The organism is Sphingobacterium sp. 2149 (genome assembly GCF_031455655.1).
In the GTDB taxonomy this organism is placed as follows: Bacteria; Bacteroidota; Bacteroidia; order Sphingobacteriales; family Sphingobacteriaceae; genus Sphingobacterium.
This window is the reverse complement of the sequence record NZ_JAVDTD010000019.1, coordinates 1-17,116: the sequence shown is the minus strand read 5'-3', so window position 1 is coordinate 17,116 and position 17,116 is coordinate 1. Positions and strand designations below refer to the sequence as shown.

Below are 17,116 nucleotides of genomic sequence, written 5' to 3'. Positions count from 1 at the left end.
GCATTAGGCGTTCTTAAATAATTCCATGCAGTGATTTTCCTCTTGCTCCAAGCTGATCAACACGTTTTTCCACTGCTTCGTCTTTGATCAAAGCCGGAGCATGGTGGGGTTTTGTTCGCGCATCAATAATCAAGGGACCTTCACAGCCCCAATGTTTAAAATCCGTAAAGCTGTGTATCCCGTAAATATCAAATGCAGGATTACTTCTGGTAAACGTTGTCCAAACAAAGTTATTGACCGAAGCGGCGGTAAAGTTCGCATCATCGCATAAAACAACCAACGGAAACCCCTCCCAGAAACTGCCTGCTGCAGCATGGCACCATTCTTCCATAATCTTCAATTCATTCTCATAACTAGAGAATGCCTGACCATCGATCGCTATAACACCGGGCATCACAAATTTCGCCTGGTTGAATGGCCGCGGCAGTTCAAAGTAAGACGGCAATTCACGTCCGAGGGTTCTTTTCTTCGATCCGGCAGCGGCAAAGACGACCTTTGAGCCCGCATTTAATCCTTCTCCAGAATAGTCTAAAGTATCAATTGTCGTATTGGTTTGAAAGTGAACATCACGGGTCAGGTCTATTCGCTCAAGAATATGCCCCAAAAAAGCTGGAATATCATAAATATCCAGTTGCGGATTATCCTCATGCGCTGAAATAAACAAATATTTAGCAAGACTAAGCTGGTTTTTCCCGAGTATTTGATTCGCTATTGTTAGAATTTCCTGTGGTCTATCCACACGTTGGTAAGGCGTATAACGTTCAGAACCTATGGCGAAAAGCAAGGGGTGTACCCCAGCGGCATCCACAGCATTAACAGCATGAAGGCCTGAAATCTCCTGTGGAATAGCTGCTCCCGTAATTTCGTGGATTAAAGCGCCAAAGCTGGTATCTTCCTGCGGTGGACGCCCCACAACCGTAAAAGACCAAATCGGATTTTTCTTATGGTACACATTATGCACTTTCATCAATGGGAATGGATGGGTCAGGCTATAATATCCAATATGGTCACCAAAAGGACCTTCTGGCTTATTTTCATTCGGATATACAGTACCTGTAATTACAAAGTCAGCATCTGCCGAAATACAAAAACCTTCATCATCATAGAAATAACGGAATCTTCTATTCCCCAATGCGCCCGCGAAAATCATCTCAGAAAGTCCTTCCGGCAATGGCATTACAGCAGCTAAAGGATGTGCAGGAGGTCCACCGACAAAAATACTCACCTTTAAAGGTCTACCCAGAGCATTTGCCTTTGTTTGATGTATCCCTATGCCACGATGCAACTGATAATGCAAACCAATTTCCTGATCCGGTAGATAATCATTACCAGAAAGCTGAATCCTGTACATTCCGAGATTAGCATGCATGATACCAGGCTTGCTGACATCTTCGGTATACACTTGCGGCATAGTCACAAAAGCACCACCATCCATGGGCCAGTTGACAATCTGCGGAAGTTTACTAATGGATGTCTTTCCATGAAGAATAGGAGCACCCGACTTCCTTTTCCAGGGTAGAGCCCCTAAAGCTGTCATTGACGAACCAATAAATTGGAAAGGGTTTTTCAGCACCGCTGCAGGATTCATTTTAACGTCCACCAATTTCTTTAAGTGATCCAGCGAATCGCGAAACATAAATTTCGAACGTTCTAACGTACCAAACAAATTGGACACCGCAGGGAATGTGGTACCTTTGATATTTTCAAAATACAAGGCCGGTCCCTCAACATCAAATACCCGCATATGAATTGCAGCCATTTCGAGATAAGGATCAACCTCTTCTTTGATACGGATCAAATGCCCATGCTTTTCAAGATCCGCAACACATGCTTCTAAACTATTGTATCCCATATATTAAATCTGTTTCACCACGTCAATCCACAAATTTAACAGAATTATTGATTATACAGGATAAAAACCGGTATAACATACGAAAACACTTATCTAAAAAACCGCTATCAAAACTATTGTTTCGATATCCCCCTGAACGGTACATTAGGTGTCTACGCAGACATAGGTTTTCAAAGGGGTAAATTCAAATGCCTGTATTTTCTGCCAAGTAGTATTATCGACATTCTTTTCATAATAAAGCACTCTTCTAAACTCATCGATATCTTCTTTATTGATATCATTCAATCTTGTTAACAGAAGTTTAGCAAAGAATTTATTCACACCGATCTCTTTTTTGGGACGTTCGGATGAGCAGTTCAGAAAATGGTAAAATAAGCCTCTAAAAGTCATTTCCTCATTGCCGCCAAGGTAGATGACCTCCGATATAAAATTATTTTCCCAGGGCATTTCCCGCAGCCAACGGTATACATCAAGCAGAGGAAGTGGCCTAAACTTTAGGGAAGCCACCCAATTCCAATAAAATATAGTTTGCCGTCGCGCTAGTTTAGCAAATATTCGGTTCAGTACACTCTCTTTTCCCACCACACTGCTTTTAATCACAATCGTATATTGTACACGTAAATTTTCAAGAAGATTGCGCACAGGCTCCAGGAAATGTTCGTCCATTAACCGCGCGACGTAAATAATACGATTATTTCCTGCCCGCTTACAAAGCTCCACGAAATTGCGCAGACCGAGCAATTCAAGCTGAAGCTGTATATCATTATCCAGCGAAGGAACTTGCGTAAAATAAATTCCAAAATTAAGATCTGAGATTTCAAAATTCTCAAAAGCTTCGCCTTTCCGCAAGAGGTCGAGTTCAAAAAGCTTAGCCGTAACCTTTTCCTTCACAATCCTATTAAAAAGAGATAAATTGCGGACTAATCCCGTCACATCAAAATCGCTGGATTGCAGATAACAGGATGCCCGTCGTCCCAAATAGGTATTTAGCCCGCTGATTAAAACCTTTTTCATTCGAATGCTCTATTTTATGGCTATGAAACCATCCCGATTTTATAATTCGTTCTCACTATAGTGGACATTAAAGATGATCCTTGCCCGTTAGTAAACTGTGTTTACTCTGATTTTAGAACAGAAAAACGTCAAATAAGTTTAACACTAATTTTTATTTTTTTCGATAAAAAAGACCCAGCCAGCCTCGTGGCGACCGTCATTGTCCTTTTTTTGTCAATTCATGAATTAATGCTTTCAAGAACACAATATCCTTATATATTTGTAAATCTTCTGAAAATAGGCTGCACTAAAAAGTATTTATCTTCACCTCTATGGACAAAAGGGCTACAATGATCTGGTTTCGAAATGATTTAAGACTTCATGACAATGAGGTTTTTTATCAAGCTTCTGAGAAAAGTTCATTTATTATCCCCGTTTATTGTTTTGACCCGCGATACTTCGACCGAAATCAGTTTGGCAACTTGAACACTGGTGTTCTGCGAGCGGCCTTTGTTATCGAAGCCGTCACGGCTTTAAAAGAAAAATTAAAGAGCCATGGTAGCGACTTGTTGACTTATGTGGGCAAGCCTGAAGATATTATCCCTAGAATCGCACAAAAGTATCAAGTTCACGAAGTTTATCACCACCGCGAAGTAGCACTTCGGGAGACCTCTATTTCCGAAAAAGTAGAAAGTGGACTTTGGAGCAGCAAAATAAATCTCCGGCATTTCATCGGTCATACCCTTTATCACAAAGAAGACCTTCCATTTCCGATCAAGGATATACCCAATGGTTTTTCTGTTTTCAAGAAAAAAGTTGAGCGGGAAAGTTTAGTCCGGCAACCGATTCCATTACCGACCAACTTCCTGACGCCTCCCCATTTAGAGGACACCAAAATCCCCTCACTGAAAGACTTAGGTTATTCAGCTGAGGAGATCAAATCTGTCGACGACATTTACATTCTCGGAGGCGAAGACACGGCACTCAGTATTATGCATGCGCTATTGTCAACCTACCCAGAGACGGATCAGGATCCACTCATCCTCGGTCCTTTTATTGCCTCAGGCGCCTTATCCCCTATCCTTTTATATCAAAATATCAAAAAATTGGGTGAAGGCAGAAAGGACAAACGGTTTGAGAAGATTATTGACATACTTCTTTGGCGTGATTATTTTAGGTTTATGCTAAAAAAATATCCGAATATATTTTTTAAATCACAGGGCTTTACAACTAGTGCACCGCAAGGTTTTCCATCCACAGACGGCGATGACGAACGATTTGATAAATGGAAATCTGGCCGTACAGAGCATGATTTTGTAAACAGTGTGATGATTCAATTGCAGAAGACGGGATACATTCCCTATCAGGCACGCTTTATTGCCGCCAGTTATTTGGTCCATGAGTACGGTGTCAATTGGCTTCGTGGAGCTTCCTGGTATGAGGAGCACCTGCTGGACTATTCTCCTGCCACCGTATATGGACAATGGTCTCATGTCGCTGGCGTGGGGACGAGTGAAAAAGATAATAAGGCATTGGATTGGCAAAAATTGATCAAAATTCATTTCCCGAATGGACTTCCAAAACTGGATGAAATAATGGTTAAATAAATCTTCTTCGGAAATAAATAATTCCGAGGGAAAAGGTCTTTTTAGCACGCCGGAATCCCCTTTAAAATCATGCTAAAAATGTTAAGAATTGGATAGATTTATTGATTAAATTATTCAATTTCAGTATTAGAAACTCTTTTTTTATTCATAACTTTGACAAATTTCATAGTTTTAATTGTAAATGGACAATCTGACATATTTGAGTAATGCTGATTCGGCTTATGTCGATGGCTTATATCAATCGTACAAGCAAGATCCCCAATCGGTAGATTTCGGATGGCAAAAATTCTTTGAAGGTTTTGATTTCGGTCAAAATGCTGGTGGAACAACAAGTTCAGTAGGTGAAGCTACTCCTGAGCACGTTTTGAAAGAAATCAACGTGCTGAACATGATTAACGGCTACCGCGATCGTGGCCACCTATTCACACACACAAATCCTGTACGTGAGCGACGTAAATACTATCCTGGCAAGGAATTGGAGACGTTTGGTCTTGCTGAAGCAGACATGAGTACCGTTTTCAATGCCGGTGTTGAAGTAGGCTTAGGTCCAGCCACATTAAAAGACATCCGTCAATTGGTAGAGGATACTTACTGCCGTTCCATTGGTGCAGAATTCAAATATATCCGTAACCCAGAGAAAATTAAATGGTTACAGGACCGTATGGAAGCGGATCGTAACATGCCTAAATTCTCTTTAGATACCAAAAAGAGAATCTTAAACAAATTAAACCATGCTGTTGTATTCGAAAACTTTTTGGGCACTAAGTTTTTAGGTCAAAAACGTTTTTCGCTTGAAGGTGCCGAAAGTTTAATCCCTGCGCTAGATTCTGTTATCGAAAAAGGAGCAGAAATCGGTATTCAGGAATTTGTTATCGGTATGGCTCACCGTGGCCGTCTCAATGTATTGACCAATATTATGGGTAAATCTTACAAGTCAGTATTTTCTGAATTTGAAGGTAAGACTTATGCCGACGATCCCGAAGTAAACTTTGGTGGTGACGTAAAATACCACTTGGGTTTCTCTTCTGAAGTCAAAACCAACGATGGCAAATCTGTCCACCTAAGTTTGGCTCCTAACCCTTCACATCTGGAAACGGTAGATCCAATCGTAGAAGGTATGGTTCGTTCGAAAATCGATTTTAAATACGAAGGAGATTCTTCTAAAATCGCACCGATCATCATCCATGGTGATGCGGCAATTGCTGGCCAGGGTGTCGTGTATGAAGTAACCCAGATGTCGAAACTAGATGGTTACAAAACTGGTGGTACTGTACATATTGTCATTAACAACCAGATTGGATTTACAACAAACTATAAGGATGCCCGTTCGGGTACATATTGTACCGACGTCGCAAAAATCACTTCTTCACCTGTATTCCATGTCAACGGTGATGATGCTGAAGCAGTAGTATACGCCATCAATTTAGCTGTTGAATACCGTCAGAAATACAAAACTGACGTCTTTATCGATCTATTATGTTATAGAAGATTTGGACATAATGAGGCCGATGAACCAAAATTCACGCAGCCATTGTTGTACAAACTTATCGATAAGCATCCCAACCCGAAAGAAGTTTATGCTAAAAAATTAATTACCGAAGGAAGTATTGACGAAGCATATTCCAAAACTATCGAGAAGGAATTTAAAGCTGCACTACAGACTAAATTTGAGGAATCTAAAACAGTTGAGGTATTGACTGAAGAGATTCCGATGTTTAAAGGGGCATGGGAAGGATTGCGTCCTGCTAAAAAAGGTGAAGTATTAACAACCTCCGATAAAACCAAAGTTGCAAAGGATCTATTTTTGAAATTAGCAAAAGAAATTACAACCTTACCTGCTGACAAAAAATTCTTCCGTAAGATTACGCGTTTATTTGAAGACCGTGCCAAAATGATCGATACGGATTCATACGATTGGGCAATGGGTGAATTGATGGCTTACGCGACATTATTGGATCAAGGTAACCGTGTGCGTATTTCGGGGCAAGATGTGCAACGTGGTACCTTCTCACACCGTCATGCCGTATTAACGCTTGAAGATTCAGAAGAAAAATATGTTCCTTTAGCTCATGTGAAAGGCGGCGATAAATTCTCCATCTATAACTCCTTACTTTCCGAGTATGCTGTTTTGGGTTTTGAATATGGCTATGCATCCTCTAATCCCAATTCATTGACCATTTGGGAAGCGCAATTCGGAGATTTTTATAATGGTGCTCAAATTATTGTGGATCAATATCTATCTAGTGCAGAGACGAAATGGAAACGCTCCAACGGATTGGTGATGATGCTTCCTCACGGTATGGAAGGTCAGGGTCCTGAGCACTCTTCAGCACGTATCGAAAGATTCTTGGAGCTGTGTGCAGATGAAAATATGATCTTAGCCAACTGTACTTTACCTGCAAACTACTTCCATTTGTTGCGTCGTCAACTGGTACGCGAGTTCCGCAAACCGTTGATTGTATTTACACCAAAATCATTGTTGCGTCATCCAAAAGTCGTGTCGCCTTTAAAAGACTTTACAGAAGGTGTTTTCCAAGAGGTAATCGACGATGTTAATGTTTCAGCAAAAGATGTTAAACGCGTATTGTTCTGTTCTGGTAAAGTGTACTACGACTTATTAGAAAAACAAGAGGCGGATAAGCGCAAAGATGTTGCTATCGTTCGTATCGAGCAGTTGTTTCCGATCCCTACAGATCAATTGAAAGCAATCCGCAAAAAATACACAAAAGCAAAAGAGTTTGTCTGGGTTCAGGAAGAAAACGAAAACATGGGGGCTTGGTCTTATTATTGCCGTAAACTCATGGGTACTGAGATTGCATTTACAGGTTTTGTTGCCCGCAAAGAAAGTGGAAGTACAGCAACAGGTTATATGAAGCAACACGTTGCTCAACAGGCAGCAATCTTAAATAAATCATTCGAATAAAAACAATTTAAAATCAATTGCGTCCTAGCTATAGGACGCAATTGTCAATAAAGAACATTATATATGAGCTTAGAAATTAAAGTACCAACCGTAGGTGAATCAATCACGGAGGTAACCTTATCACAATGGTTGAAACAAGATGGCGATTATGTGGAGATGGATGAAAACATCGCCGAACTGGAATCAGACAAAGCAACGTTTGAATTGCCAGCTGAAAAAGCAGGTATCTTAAGAATCATTGCACAAGAAGGTGATACTTTAGAAATCGGTGCTGTTGTTTGTACAATTGAAGAGGGTGCTGCCCCTACTGGCGATTCAGCTCCAGCTGCTGCGCCTGCTAAGGAGGCATCATCAACTGCTGCTCCAGCGGCTGCCGCGAAAGACGAAGATCCAGATAGCTACGCTGCTGGTACAGCTTCTCCTGCTGCTGCAAAAATCTTAAGAGAAAAAGGAATTGATCCTTCTACAATAAAAGGAACAGGGAAAGAAGGCCGTATCACAAAAGAAGATGCCGAAAAAGCTCAACCCGTTGCTAAAGCTGCAGCACCAGCAGCAAAACCTGCTGCGGCTCCAGCTGCGACAGTTGCTCCAGTAGCGGGTTCTAGAAACGAACGTCGTGAGAAACTATCTTCCTTACGCAAAACGATCGCAAAACGCTTAGTTGCCGTTAAAAACGAAACAGCGATGTTGACAACATTCAATGAAGTCAATATGCAGCCGATCATGGATTTACGTGCCAAATATAAAGATACTTTTAAAGAGAAATTTGGTATCGGTCTAGGTTTTATGTCATTCTTTACAAAAGCAGTAACAACTGCGTTAGCTGAATGGCCTGCTGTCAATGCACGTATTGAAGATAACGAAATTGTATATTCTGATTTCGCAGATGTTTCAATTGCGGTTTCTGCACCTAAAGGATTGGTAGTTCCAGTTATCCGTAACGCTGATGCCATGTCATTGGAGCAGATCGAAAAAGCAATTGCCGCATTGGCAGGTAAAGCACGTGACAACAAATTAACGATCGACGAAATGACTGGTGGTACATTTACAATTACCAATGGTGGTGTATTCGGATCAATGATGTCTACGCCAATCATCAATGCGCCACAATCGGCAATCCTGGGTATGCACAACATCATCCAACGTCCTATTGCTGAAAATGGTCAGGTGGTGATCCGTCCAATGATGTATATCGCGCTTTCTTATGACCACCGCATCATTGATGGTCGTGAATCAGTTAGCTTCTTGGTTCGTGTAAAACAATTATTGGAAGATCCAGCTCGTTTATTGTTGGGTGTTTAAACCGCAATAAAGTTTGGAAATATAAAAAAGACCTATGCCTTTGTGGTATAGGTCTTTTTTTTTCTGAAAGTGTCTGATCTTATTGACCAGAAACAACCTTCAAAAAAGAAACGGTCTACTTAACGAATATAAATCAGAGATAGCCGAATATAAATCGCCTTTTTAATTTCTCCCTTTTATTTTTTACTTTCATCTTGTTAAAGATCAAGCATATCTCTATATACAGCCGGCTTTATAACATAAAAGCTCCTATACGAACGCGAAATTGATTATTAAGCAGACCTTATCAAACAAAATGAAAATTTTAATAACAGCTGCATATCTATTACTCACTGTAACGACACTGTTTGCCAACATGGCAAACCCAAGAAGTCCGCACAGCATAACAGGACAGCTCGTTCCTGCCGGCAAGGTAAAAGTCACCCATGAGCGTATCGACATCCGCCTTTTATTGGACAGCACTGATGATCATTCGGACTATCGTAGTCACTTCAGCATTGTATACAATATCCATGCTGAAGAAGAGATCGAATTACCGCTCGTATTTCTCGCGCTAAATATGGATGGATTAGATCGGGTACTTGTCAATCAGAAAGAGATCAAAGCAAAGGCGATGGATCAGCCCGATTCGAAGTTCCCTTTTTTACGTTTAAAGGATGGTTATTATGAAATCAGTTACGACAGCGATGAATGGAAGCGTATTTCGCTGGATGATGCATTTTATTTTACCGCTAAGCTACACAAAGGTGAAAACAATATTCAGGTTCAATACAGCGCTTATATGGGCTATGACCGGCGCGATATCCGAACCAGATACGAAATTGATTACCTCTTATTTCCTTCCAGATACTGGTCTTCCTTTGGCCCAATTGACCTGTATCTCCACCTAAACGGTGACATGGAAGTCCTTGCACAGAACCTAGGAACCGCCAAATTAAAAACGGATTCAATCATGCACTGGGACATTGATCAGGTAGAAAAGAAAGAGAGTTTTCATATTGAAGTTGGCCTAAAAACCTCTTTGTTCGCAAAAGCAATTCTTTGGGTGCACCCCGAACTGCTTGCGCTGATCGGATCGCTATTTTTGTTATACCTACATATCCGATGTATTTATCTAAAATACAAAGGTGGCAAATACCGTTATGCACTGCTTATTGGAAACCTAATTATTCCAAGCTCCTTCTATTTCTTCTGCTGGTTTTGGTCCAGTCTGGCCAACTATCTGATCAACGGTTCATTTGACCAGAAGTCCCGGGGCTTTATACTGCTAGTCATCTTCACCTTACCCTTAATCTACATCATTTACGACTTGGTTTTATTGATTATCGACAGAAGTATCCGATCAAGGTTTTCCACCTAGAAAACCAGCAGCCTACTTTTTGTAGGTTAGCTTATTTTCAATCATGCGGTTGTTATACTGCTGAATAAATGCTTTCATCTTACTCTCCATCGTATCCAATACGGCGGGATGCTGCTTAAGCAGGTCGTGCTTCATCAGACGATCCTTCTTTAGATCGTAAAACGATGTCACTTTCAGCCCGTCATACGACATCATATAATCTTTATAATAGAGGTTATAGCTCCCTGCATTGTTATTGAGCACAAAATTATCCTTACCTGGTTTGAAGGCATCCGAACCAAAGGCAAAATACGGTTCATCGTAATGCAAATAATTTAAAATCGTCGGCATAATATCTATTTGCTGTACCAGTTTATCCGCTTTGCCAACTAGGTTATCGCCTGGTGCATAAAATATAATAGGAATTTGGAAGCCCCCTGCTGCCGTTTGATATTCTGGCAGGTAGCTTACAGTAGCATGGTCTGCACAAATCACGAAGACGGTGTTCTTGTACCAGGGCATTTTAGATGCTGTCGCAAAAAATTCGCGCAGCGCATTATCGGTATATCCAATGGGCTCTTGTACTGGCAAAGGTCCTTTTGGAAATTTTCCCTGATATTTTTCGGGTACTTTAAACGGATGATGTGAGGATAATGAGAAGAAACTGACGAAAAATGGTTGATGAAAAGTATTGATCTTGTTTGCGACAAATTGCAAAAAAGGTTCATCCCAGATTCCCCATATGCCATCAAAGTCCGCATCATTGTTATATTCATTCTTACCAAAATAATGCTGAATGCCTGCCAATTTCATATAAGCCGAAAAGCCCATACTGCCATTAGGTGCCCCGTGGAAAAAGGCCGTCTCATACCCTTTCTTACCCAACAGCTTTGCTAAGCTCGTGGTTTCATTTCCCGAGTATATGGAAAGTACAAAAGGTTCACCTATCGAAGGAATTCCGGTAATCACGGATGGTAGTGCATCAATTGACTTACGCCCATTGGCATACGTATCTGTAAAAGTGTAAGCATGGCGGATCAATGAATCCAAAAAAGGCGTATAACCTTTGTATTTTCCACCTTGGATATCTTTATTCAATTCGCCAAAATGCTCTTTTGCAAAACTCTCCAAAATCAGAACGACGACATTTTTCTTTGCAAAAGGCTGGTCTGCTTTTGGTATATGAATGGGATTGTATAACTGCTCAAGCTCTTGGTCAGAATAATAATGAACAGGTTTCAGATTTACAGCCTTTAATGTTTTCAATATACTGAATGGTGTGTTCAGTACAATATTCATTTCTTCTGGTGTTTCTACATAATCTCCGGCATTGCTTAACGTAATGGGACGCGTGCTATGGGCCCAGCCCCCACGTACCCCACCGATGAAAAGAAAGGCGGTCAATAGAAACAAAGGTACTTGGATCAAAAATGACTTCCAGTTATATTTCGTGATCTTTTCCAGCTGAATAAGCTGATAGGATCTCATCAGGCCATACACGATAAGAGCCAATAGTACGATAAGATACCAATAGTCCAAACAAAAATCAAAGGCCAGCTTCATCAAGTTTGATTCATTTGAAAATTGATCGATTACTGTACCTGTAGTTCTTTTGAGTGTAAAGGGATAATAGGCAAAATCAATCAGGTTCAAGGCTATTCCTATTGAATTGACCACAACGAAGATCCATTTCGCGACTTGCTGATAGACCCGGTTATCCTTAAACGGTCCCGGAACAGTCATCATCACAATATAAAGAATATTTAAATACAGCAGGGCTACAATGTCGAAACGCACACCACCGGCAAACATCACCAGGAGCTTACCCGCATCGACGTGCGGAAATAAGGAGGCATTGATGCCATAAAACCCCAATCTTAACAACGCATAAATGACCAAAAGAAAGATAAAACGAATTGCGACAGCAAAATACGGTGCAAGTACTCCTTTTAATTTCATAGTCCTAATATTTTAAAAATTCACGATATACCTCTTGATAATACGCTTTACCGATATTCAACAAACTATCTGTTTTGCTCACTGGATATTCCTTGTTCGACCTATAGTTGATTATCCTTCCCACATTATCAAATGAAACAGCTTGCTCTGGAGTAATCACTCCAAAGGCATCTTTGGAATTATAAAAGGCAATTTGAGGTGTCGTTGGATTAAACAAATCCCGGCTCCAATGGTAACGTTCGGTTGGAAGTTTCAATTGGGTCAATAACGTTGCTGCCAAATCTGTCTGATTGCCAATTCTGCTGAAAATTTTCCCCCGAAACTCGGGCTTGATAACATCTCCGAAAAAAATCAATGGAATATGAAAGCGATTAGGATGGAATAGCTCCCATTTTTCTGAAGGAAGGCGGTGTCCATGATCAGCTACAATAACAAAAAGAGTATTCTTATACCAAGCTTCTTTTTTGGCTTTTGAGATAAAGTCATACACTACTGAATCCGTGTAATATGCTGTGCTTCTAAACTTATCTGCATTGGTAGCATTGCCAAATTTATAACCGTTTTTTAAATCGAATGGCTCGTGGTTGACCAAGGTAAAGATCGTAGAAAAGAAAGGCTGTTTTTCCTTTTTGAAGTCGTTGATCATCCGATTAAAAACCACATGGTCATATACCCCCCACGAGGCACGTTCAGCATCCAAGCCAAAATTAGCATTGTCCACAACCCTAGCTATCCCATGTGTCAGCATATACGATTTAAAATTGTAAAACTCACTTTGTCCACCGTGGTAAAAGGATGTTTCGTAACCTGCATGATCAAGCTCTTGCCCAATTGCAGGCATATTTTCATGTTTATCAATATATTTAATAATACTTTCCGGGCCTTGCGCCGGAAAGCCACTCAATATCGCAACCATTCCTTTGTCAGATCGATCAGCAGCAGAATAAATATGGTCAAACAAAATCCCCCCTTTGATCAACTCTTCCATGTGTGGAGTAATTCCCTTCTCCCCCCCGAGGGACTGGATGAGGTCTCCGACAAAACTTTCTAACATAATAAAAACCACATTCGGACGAGTCGTTGAAAGCACCTGAACCGCCGAATCGGGCTGATGCTCAAAGGCTGGCCGTAGTTTGTCTGCGATCTCTTTCTGATCGCTATAGTAACTATATGGGTTTTTCAGTTTGGTATTTTTAGCAAAGAAATCGCGTAAAAAAGCCCATTGCGTATTGACTGCCGCATGATTATAAAATGTATCTTCCGAATAATAAGCTTTACTGGGGTTTAATGTTGCCCGCCCATAACCGCCGCGAATAAACGTGAAAAGGACAAACATTCCGACGAGCAGTTTAAAGATATTACCAACCGGAGATTTGATATTGAAAAAGAATACCTTTTTAAACATCCAGCGGTATAAAAAATAGCCACACAATATGCCGATCACCATGCCGACGATTGGAAGAAATACCGGCGTGGCTTCTGCCGAAGCTACTGCTCCTGAAGGTGAGGCCAAAAAGGAATCAATCGCACGCTTGGAAATCTTGTCCCCCCATTCCCGGTAGATATTGACATTGATAAAGCTTGTCACAAAAAATAAAACCAGCACAATAATGGTATAGACATCCAAGATCCGCCTTTTGGGTTTGAGCTTTGGAAAAAAACTTAATATACAATACACAAGGAAGGGTAGTGCACATATGTAAGAAACAGCAGAGAAATCCAGATTGAGGCCATGATAGTAAATTCTGAAAACCTCTGTAATATTGGAAAAACCAATTTTCTCAAAAAAAGCAGTAACAAAAATCAATCTATCTATAAAACAGATAATTAACCAGAATAGAAAATACTGTGTTAAAGCTCTCAACTCTTTAGCAAATCGTTGCATTCTTTCGCGTAAAAATAAAACAGGCAAATTTACATTAATTTACATGAAATACAGGCTAATTACTTAGTAATATGAATAAAAGATTAAAAAATTATAAAGTACCCCTGAGGTAGTATACCGCATAAATAGCAAACTCTTCTGCTAAAGCAGGATGGTGTTTGAATGAATTGCCGATACGTGATGGATAGCATCTTTTTGTTTGCGCACAAGATCAGCTGATAACTAAGGAAAATAACATAGAAATACTTACTTTTGTGTTCCTTAAAAGTTTGAATAGAAAATTTAAAATGAGCATAGCGAAAACTTATAATCCAAAAGAAGCTGAAGAAAAGTGGTACAGCTATTGGAAAGCGAACGGATTTTTCCGTTCCACCCCTGACGAACGTGAACCTTACACGATTGTGATGCCTCCTCCAAACGTCACTGGAGTGTTGCACATGGGGCATATGCTAAATAATACCATTCAAGATGTTTTGATTCGCCGAGCACGTATGCAGGGGAAAAACGCCTGTTGGGTACCAGGGACCGATCACGCCTCCATTGCTACTGAAGCCAAGGTGGTCGCTATGTTGAAAGAACAAGGAATTGACAAACGATCGTTATCCCGCGAAGATTTCTTAAAGCATGCTTGGGAATGGAAAGAAAAATATGGTGGTATTATTCTGAAACAATTGGAAAAACTTGGTGCTTCCTGTGACTGGGATCGCACGCGTTTTACGATGGACCCAGAGTTGTATCAATCTGTTATCCGCGTATTTGTAGATCTGTATAACAAAGGATTGATTTATCGGGGCTATCGCATGGTCAATTGGGATCCAGAAGCAAAAACAAATATTTCCGACGAAGAAGTTATTTATAAAGAGAAAAATGGTAAATTATATCACCTGAAATATCAGGTTGATGGTACTGATCAATACATTGTTGTTGCAACGACCCGTCCCGAAACAATTTTTGGTGATACAGCGGTCTGTATCAATCCCAACGACGAACGCTACACCTGGTTAAAAGGAAAGCAAGTCATTGTACCGATCGTAGGCAGAAAAGTGAACATCATTGAGGATGAATATGTAGATTTGGAGTTCGGTACCGGATGTCTAAAAGTTACACCAGCACACGATGTAAACGACTATGCGCTCGGCAAAAAACACCATCTGGAGTTTGTGGATATCTTCACTGACGAAGCAAAGCTGAACGACAACGGCTTACACTATGCTGGTATGGATCGTTTTAAAGTCCGGAAGGAAATTGAGAAAGAGCTTGAGGAAAAGGGGTTATTGGAAAAAGTTGAGAATTATACCAATAATGTGGGGACTTCAGAGCGAACCGGTGTGGTGATCGAGCCCAAAATCTCCAATCAGTGGTTCCTTAAAATGGAAGACCTTGCGAATCCGGCTTTGGATAATGTCATGGATGATACCATCAAATTTCATCCGACAAAATTCAAAAATATTTACCGCAATTGGATGGAGAATGTGACCGACTGGAATATCTCAAGACAATTGTGGTGGGGCCATCAAATACCGGCATATTTCTATGGCGATGGCAACGAAGACTTTGTGGTTGCACAAACAGTTGAAGAAGCACTGGTGTTAGCGCAAGAAAAGTCGAGCAATGCAAATCTTAAAGCAGAAGATCTCCGTCAAGACGAAGATGTCCTTGACACGTGGTTTTCAGCGTGGTTATGGCCAATTTCGGTCTTCAATGGTATCAATGAACCAGAAAATCCAGAAATAAATTATTATTACCCAACCCAAGATTTGGTCACTGCCCCCGATATCATCTTTTTCTGGGTAGCACGTATGATCGTTTCAGGATATGAATTCCGCGGACAATTGCCTTTTGAAAATGTTTATTTTACTGGGATTGTACGGGACAAACTCGGCCGCAAAATGTCCAAATCGCTGGGCAACTCACCTGACCCGATTGATTTGATGAACGAATACGGTGCCGATGCGACGAGAATGGGGATGTTATTGACTGCTCCAGCGGGTAATGACCTTCCTTTCGATGTTGAACTCTGTGTACAGGGACGGAATTTTGCCAATAAAATCTGGAATGCTTTCCGCTTGGTTAAAGGCTGGGAAATCACCGCCGCACCAGCTTCGGCGTCCGATAAAATTGCGGCTGCCTGGTTTGAGGCAAGATTAAATCAGTCTTTGGTCGATATCGAGGAAAACTTTAAGCATTATCGTTTATCAGATGCGCTGATGACAACCTATAAATTAGTATGGGATGACTTTTGCGCCTGGTATCTTGAATTAGTAAAACCGGCTTACGGCTCACCGATTTCTGGCGAAACCTTAGACACGGTAAAATCATTTTTTCAACGTATACTTACGCTGGTGCACCCTTTCATGCCTTTTCTTACGGAAGAATTATGGCACGACGGATTGTTCGGAATAAAAGAAGAGAAAGATTGCATTATCGTCGCTCCCTACCCGACGGCAGATGCCTTTGATGAGCAGCTTATTAAAGATTTCGCTGTCGCACAACAGATCATTTCTGAGATTCGCAATATCCGTAATTCTAAAGGTATCTCCCCTAAAATTGCGTTGCCATTAGCGATCAATCAGCAATCTGAGGTCAACTTGAAACAATACATTGCTATCATCACTAAGATTGCCAATTTGGAGGACGTGACTTTTGTCTCTGAGAAAATTGCAGGTGCTGCCAGTTTCCTTGCCGGCAAAGATGAATGTTATGTGACTTTGGAAAACAATGTTGATGCGGATGCCGAGCGTGAACGCATTGAGAAAGAATTGGAATACTTAAAGGGTTTCCTAATTTCGGTAGACAAGAAGCTTTCTAATGAGCGATTTGTACAAAATGCAAAACCTGAAATTGTCGAAAACGAGAAAAGCAAAAAAGCTGACGCAGAAGCTAAGATTAAAATACTGCAAGAAAGTTTAATAACATTAGGTTAACACCTAAACGATACAGGTGATCAGGTCCCGTGTAATGCACGGGACTTTTTTTTGCATACCGCCCAATTGAAACATCCACATTCTTCTTGAATTCGCCGTTAGATTATACTTTTTTAAGGTGTTACCGCCTTGTCCATTCCTGAAAAAGGTTTACAAAAGGTCTAATACGGTTCTTACTTTACAGTTTTGGTGGGTGAATTGATATTATGAATTTAATTGTTTTTTTGTAAACTTTTATATTTTTTCCTACAGTTTTTCCAACGCTTGATTAATGGTACATCTGTTACATGTGCTACCGCAGGTGTTAGAAAATCACAACTCATGTGCGGACG

The 17,116-nt window shown here is 40.6% G+C and carries 9 protein-coding genes; 5 read left to right on the top strand and 4 right to left on the bottom strand.

Going from position 1 to position 17,116, the window contains the following annotated elements:
• Positions 1–13: 13 nt before the first annotated feature.
• On the bottom strand, positions 14–1,852 hold the full coding sequence (locus tag J2X77_RS22455; RefSeq protein ID WP_209578964.1) for a UbiD family decarboxylase: 1,839 nt from the start codon (positions 1,850–1,852) through the stop codon (positions 14–16).
• Positions 1,853–1,996: 144 nt separating this feature from the next.
• Positions 1,997–2,866 (bottom strand): hypothetical protein, encoded by an 870-nt coding sequence (locus J2X77_RS22450; RefSeq protein WP_209578965.1) that lies wholly within the window; start codon positions 2,864–2,866, stop codon positions 1,997–1,999.
• Positions 2,867–3,195: 329 nt separating this feature from the next.
• Here J2X77_RS22450 and J2X77_RS22445 point away from each other — a divergent pair, with 329 nt between their 5' ends.
• The 4 genes from J2X77_RS22445 to J2X77_RS22430 all read left to right on the top strand — a co-directional run bounded on the left by J2X77_RS22445 (position 3,196) and on the right by J2X77_RS22430 (position 10,037).
• Entirely contained in the window at positions 3,196–4,452 is a 1,257-nt protein-coding gene (locus J2X77_RS22445; protein ID WP_310082585.1) for a deoxyribodipyrimidine photo-lyase, read from the top strand.
• A 181-nt stretch (positions 4,453–4,633) separates the two neighbouring features.
• Positions 4,634–7,375, top strand: a complete 2,742-nt coding sequence (locus J2X77_RS22440; RefSeq protein ID WP_209578967.1) for a 2-oxoglutarate dehydrogenase E1 component — start codon at positions 4,634–4,636, stop codon at positions 7,373–7,375.
• Positions 7,376–7,438: 63 nt separating this feature from the next.
• Entirely contained in the window at positions 7,439–8,677 is a 1,239-nt protein-coding gene (odhB, locus tag J2X77_RS22435; RefSeq protein WP_209578968.1) for a 2-oxoglutarate dehydrogenase complex dihydrolipoyllysine-residue succinyltransferase, read from the top strand.
• Positions 8,678–8,972: 295 nt separating this feature from the next.
• Positions 8,973–10,037 (top strand): hypothetical protein, encoded by a 1,065-nt coding sequence (locus J2X77_RS22430; RefSeq protein ID WP_209578969.1) that lies wholly within the window; start codon positions 8,973–8,975, stop codon positions 10,035–10,037.
• Positions 10,038–10,049: 12 nt separating this feature from the next.
• Here J2X77_RS22430 and J2X77_RS22425 read toward each other — a convergent pair whose 3' ends face one another.
• Complete coding sequence (locus tag J2X77_RS22425) at positions 10,050–11,975, bottom strand: LTA synthase family protein (RefSeq protein ID WP_209578970.1); 1,926 nt, start codon at positions 11,973–11,975, stop codon at positions 10,050–10,052.
• 4 nt (positions 11,976–11,979) lie between these two features.
• Entirely contained in the window at positions 11,980–13,860 is a 1,881-nt protein-coding gene (locus J2X77_RS22420; RefSeq protein ID WP_209578971.1) for an LTA synthase family protein, read from the bottom strand.
• A gap of 287 nt (positions 13,861–14,147) precedes the next feature.
• On the opposite strand from J2X77_RS22420, the gene J2X77_RS22415 reads away from it, so the two are divergent.
• Complete coding sequence (locus tag J2X77_RS22415; RefSeq protein WP_209578972.1) at positions 14,148–16,784, top strand: valine--tRNA ligase; 2,637 nt, start codon at positions 14,148–14,150, stop codon at positions 16,782–16,784.
• The last annotated feature ends 332 nt before the right edge of the window (positions 16,785–17,116 follow it).

Coding starts and splice junctions, on each gene's coding strand:
- odhB (WP_209578968.1), top strand. CDS start 7,439: ATGAGCTTAGAAATTAAAGTACCAACCGTAGGTGAATCAATCACGGAG.
- J2X77_RS22415 (WP_209578972.1), top strand. CDS start 14,148: ATGAGCATAGCGAAAACTTATAATCCAAAAGAAGCTGAAGAAAAGTGG.
- J2X77_RS22445 (WP_310082585.1), top strand. CDS start 3,196: ATGATCTGGTTTCGAAATGATTTAAGACTTCATGACAATGAGGTTTTT.
- J2X77_RS22440 (WP_209578967.1), top strand. CDS start 4,634: ATGGACAATCTGACATATTTGAGTAATGCTGATTCGGCTTATGTCGAT.
- J2X77_RS22455 (WP_209578964.1), bottom strand. CDS start 1,852: ATGGGATACAATAGTTTAGAAGCATGTGTTGCGGATCTTGAAAAGCAT.
- J2X77_RS22430 (WP_209578969.1), top strand. CDS start 8,973: ATGAAAATTTTAATAACAGCTGCATATCTATTACTCACTGTAACGACA.
- J2X77_RS22450 (WP_209578965.1), bottom strand. CDS start 2,866: ATGAAAAAGGTTTTAATCAGCGGGCTAAATACCTATTTGGGACGACGG.
- J2X77_RS22425 (WP_209578970.1), bottom strand. CDS start 11,975: ATGAAATTAAAAGGAGTACTTGCACCGTATTTTGCTGTCGCAATTCGT.
- J2X77_RS22420 (WP_209578971.1), bottom strand. CDS start 13,860: ATGCAACGATTTGCTAAAGAGTTGAGAGCTTTAACACAGTATTTTCTA.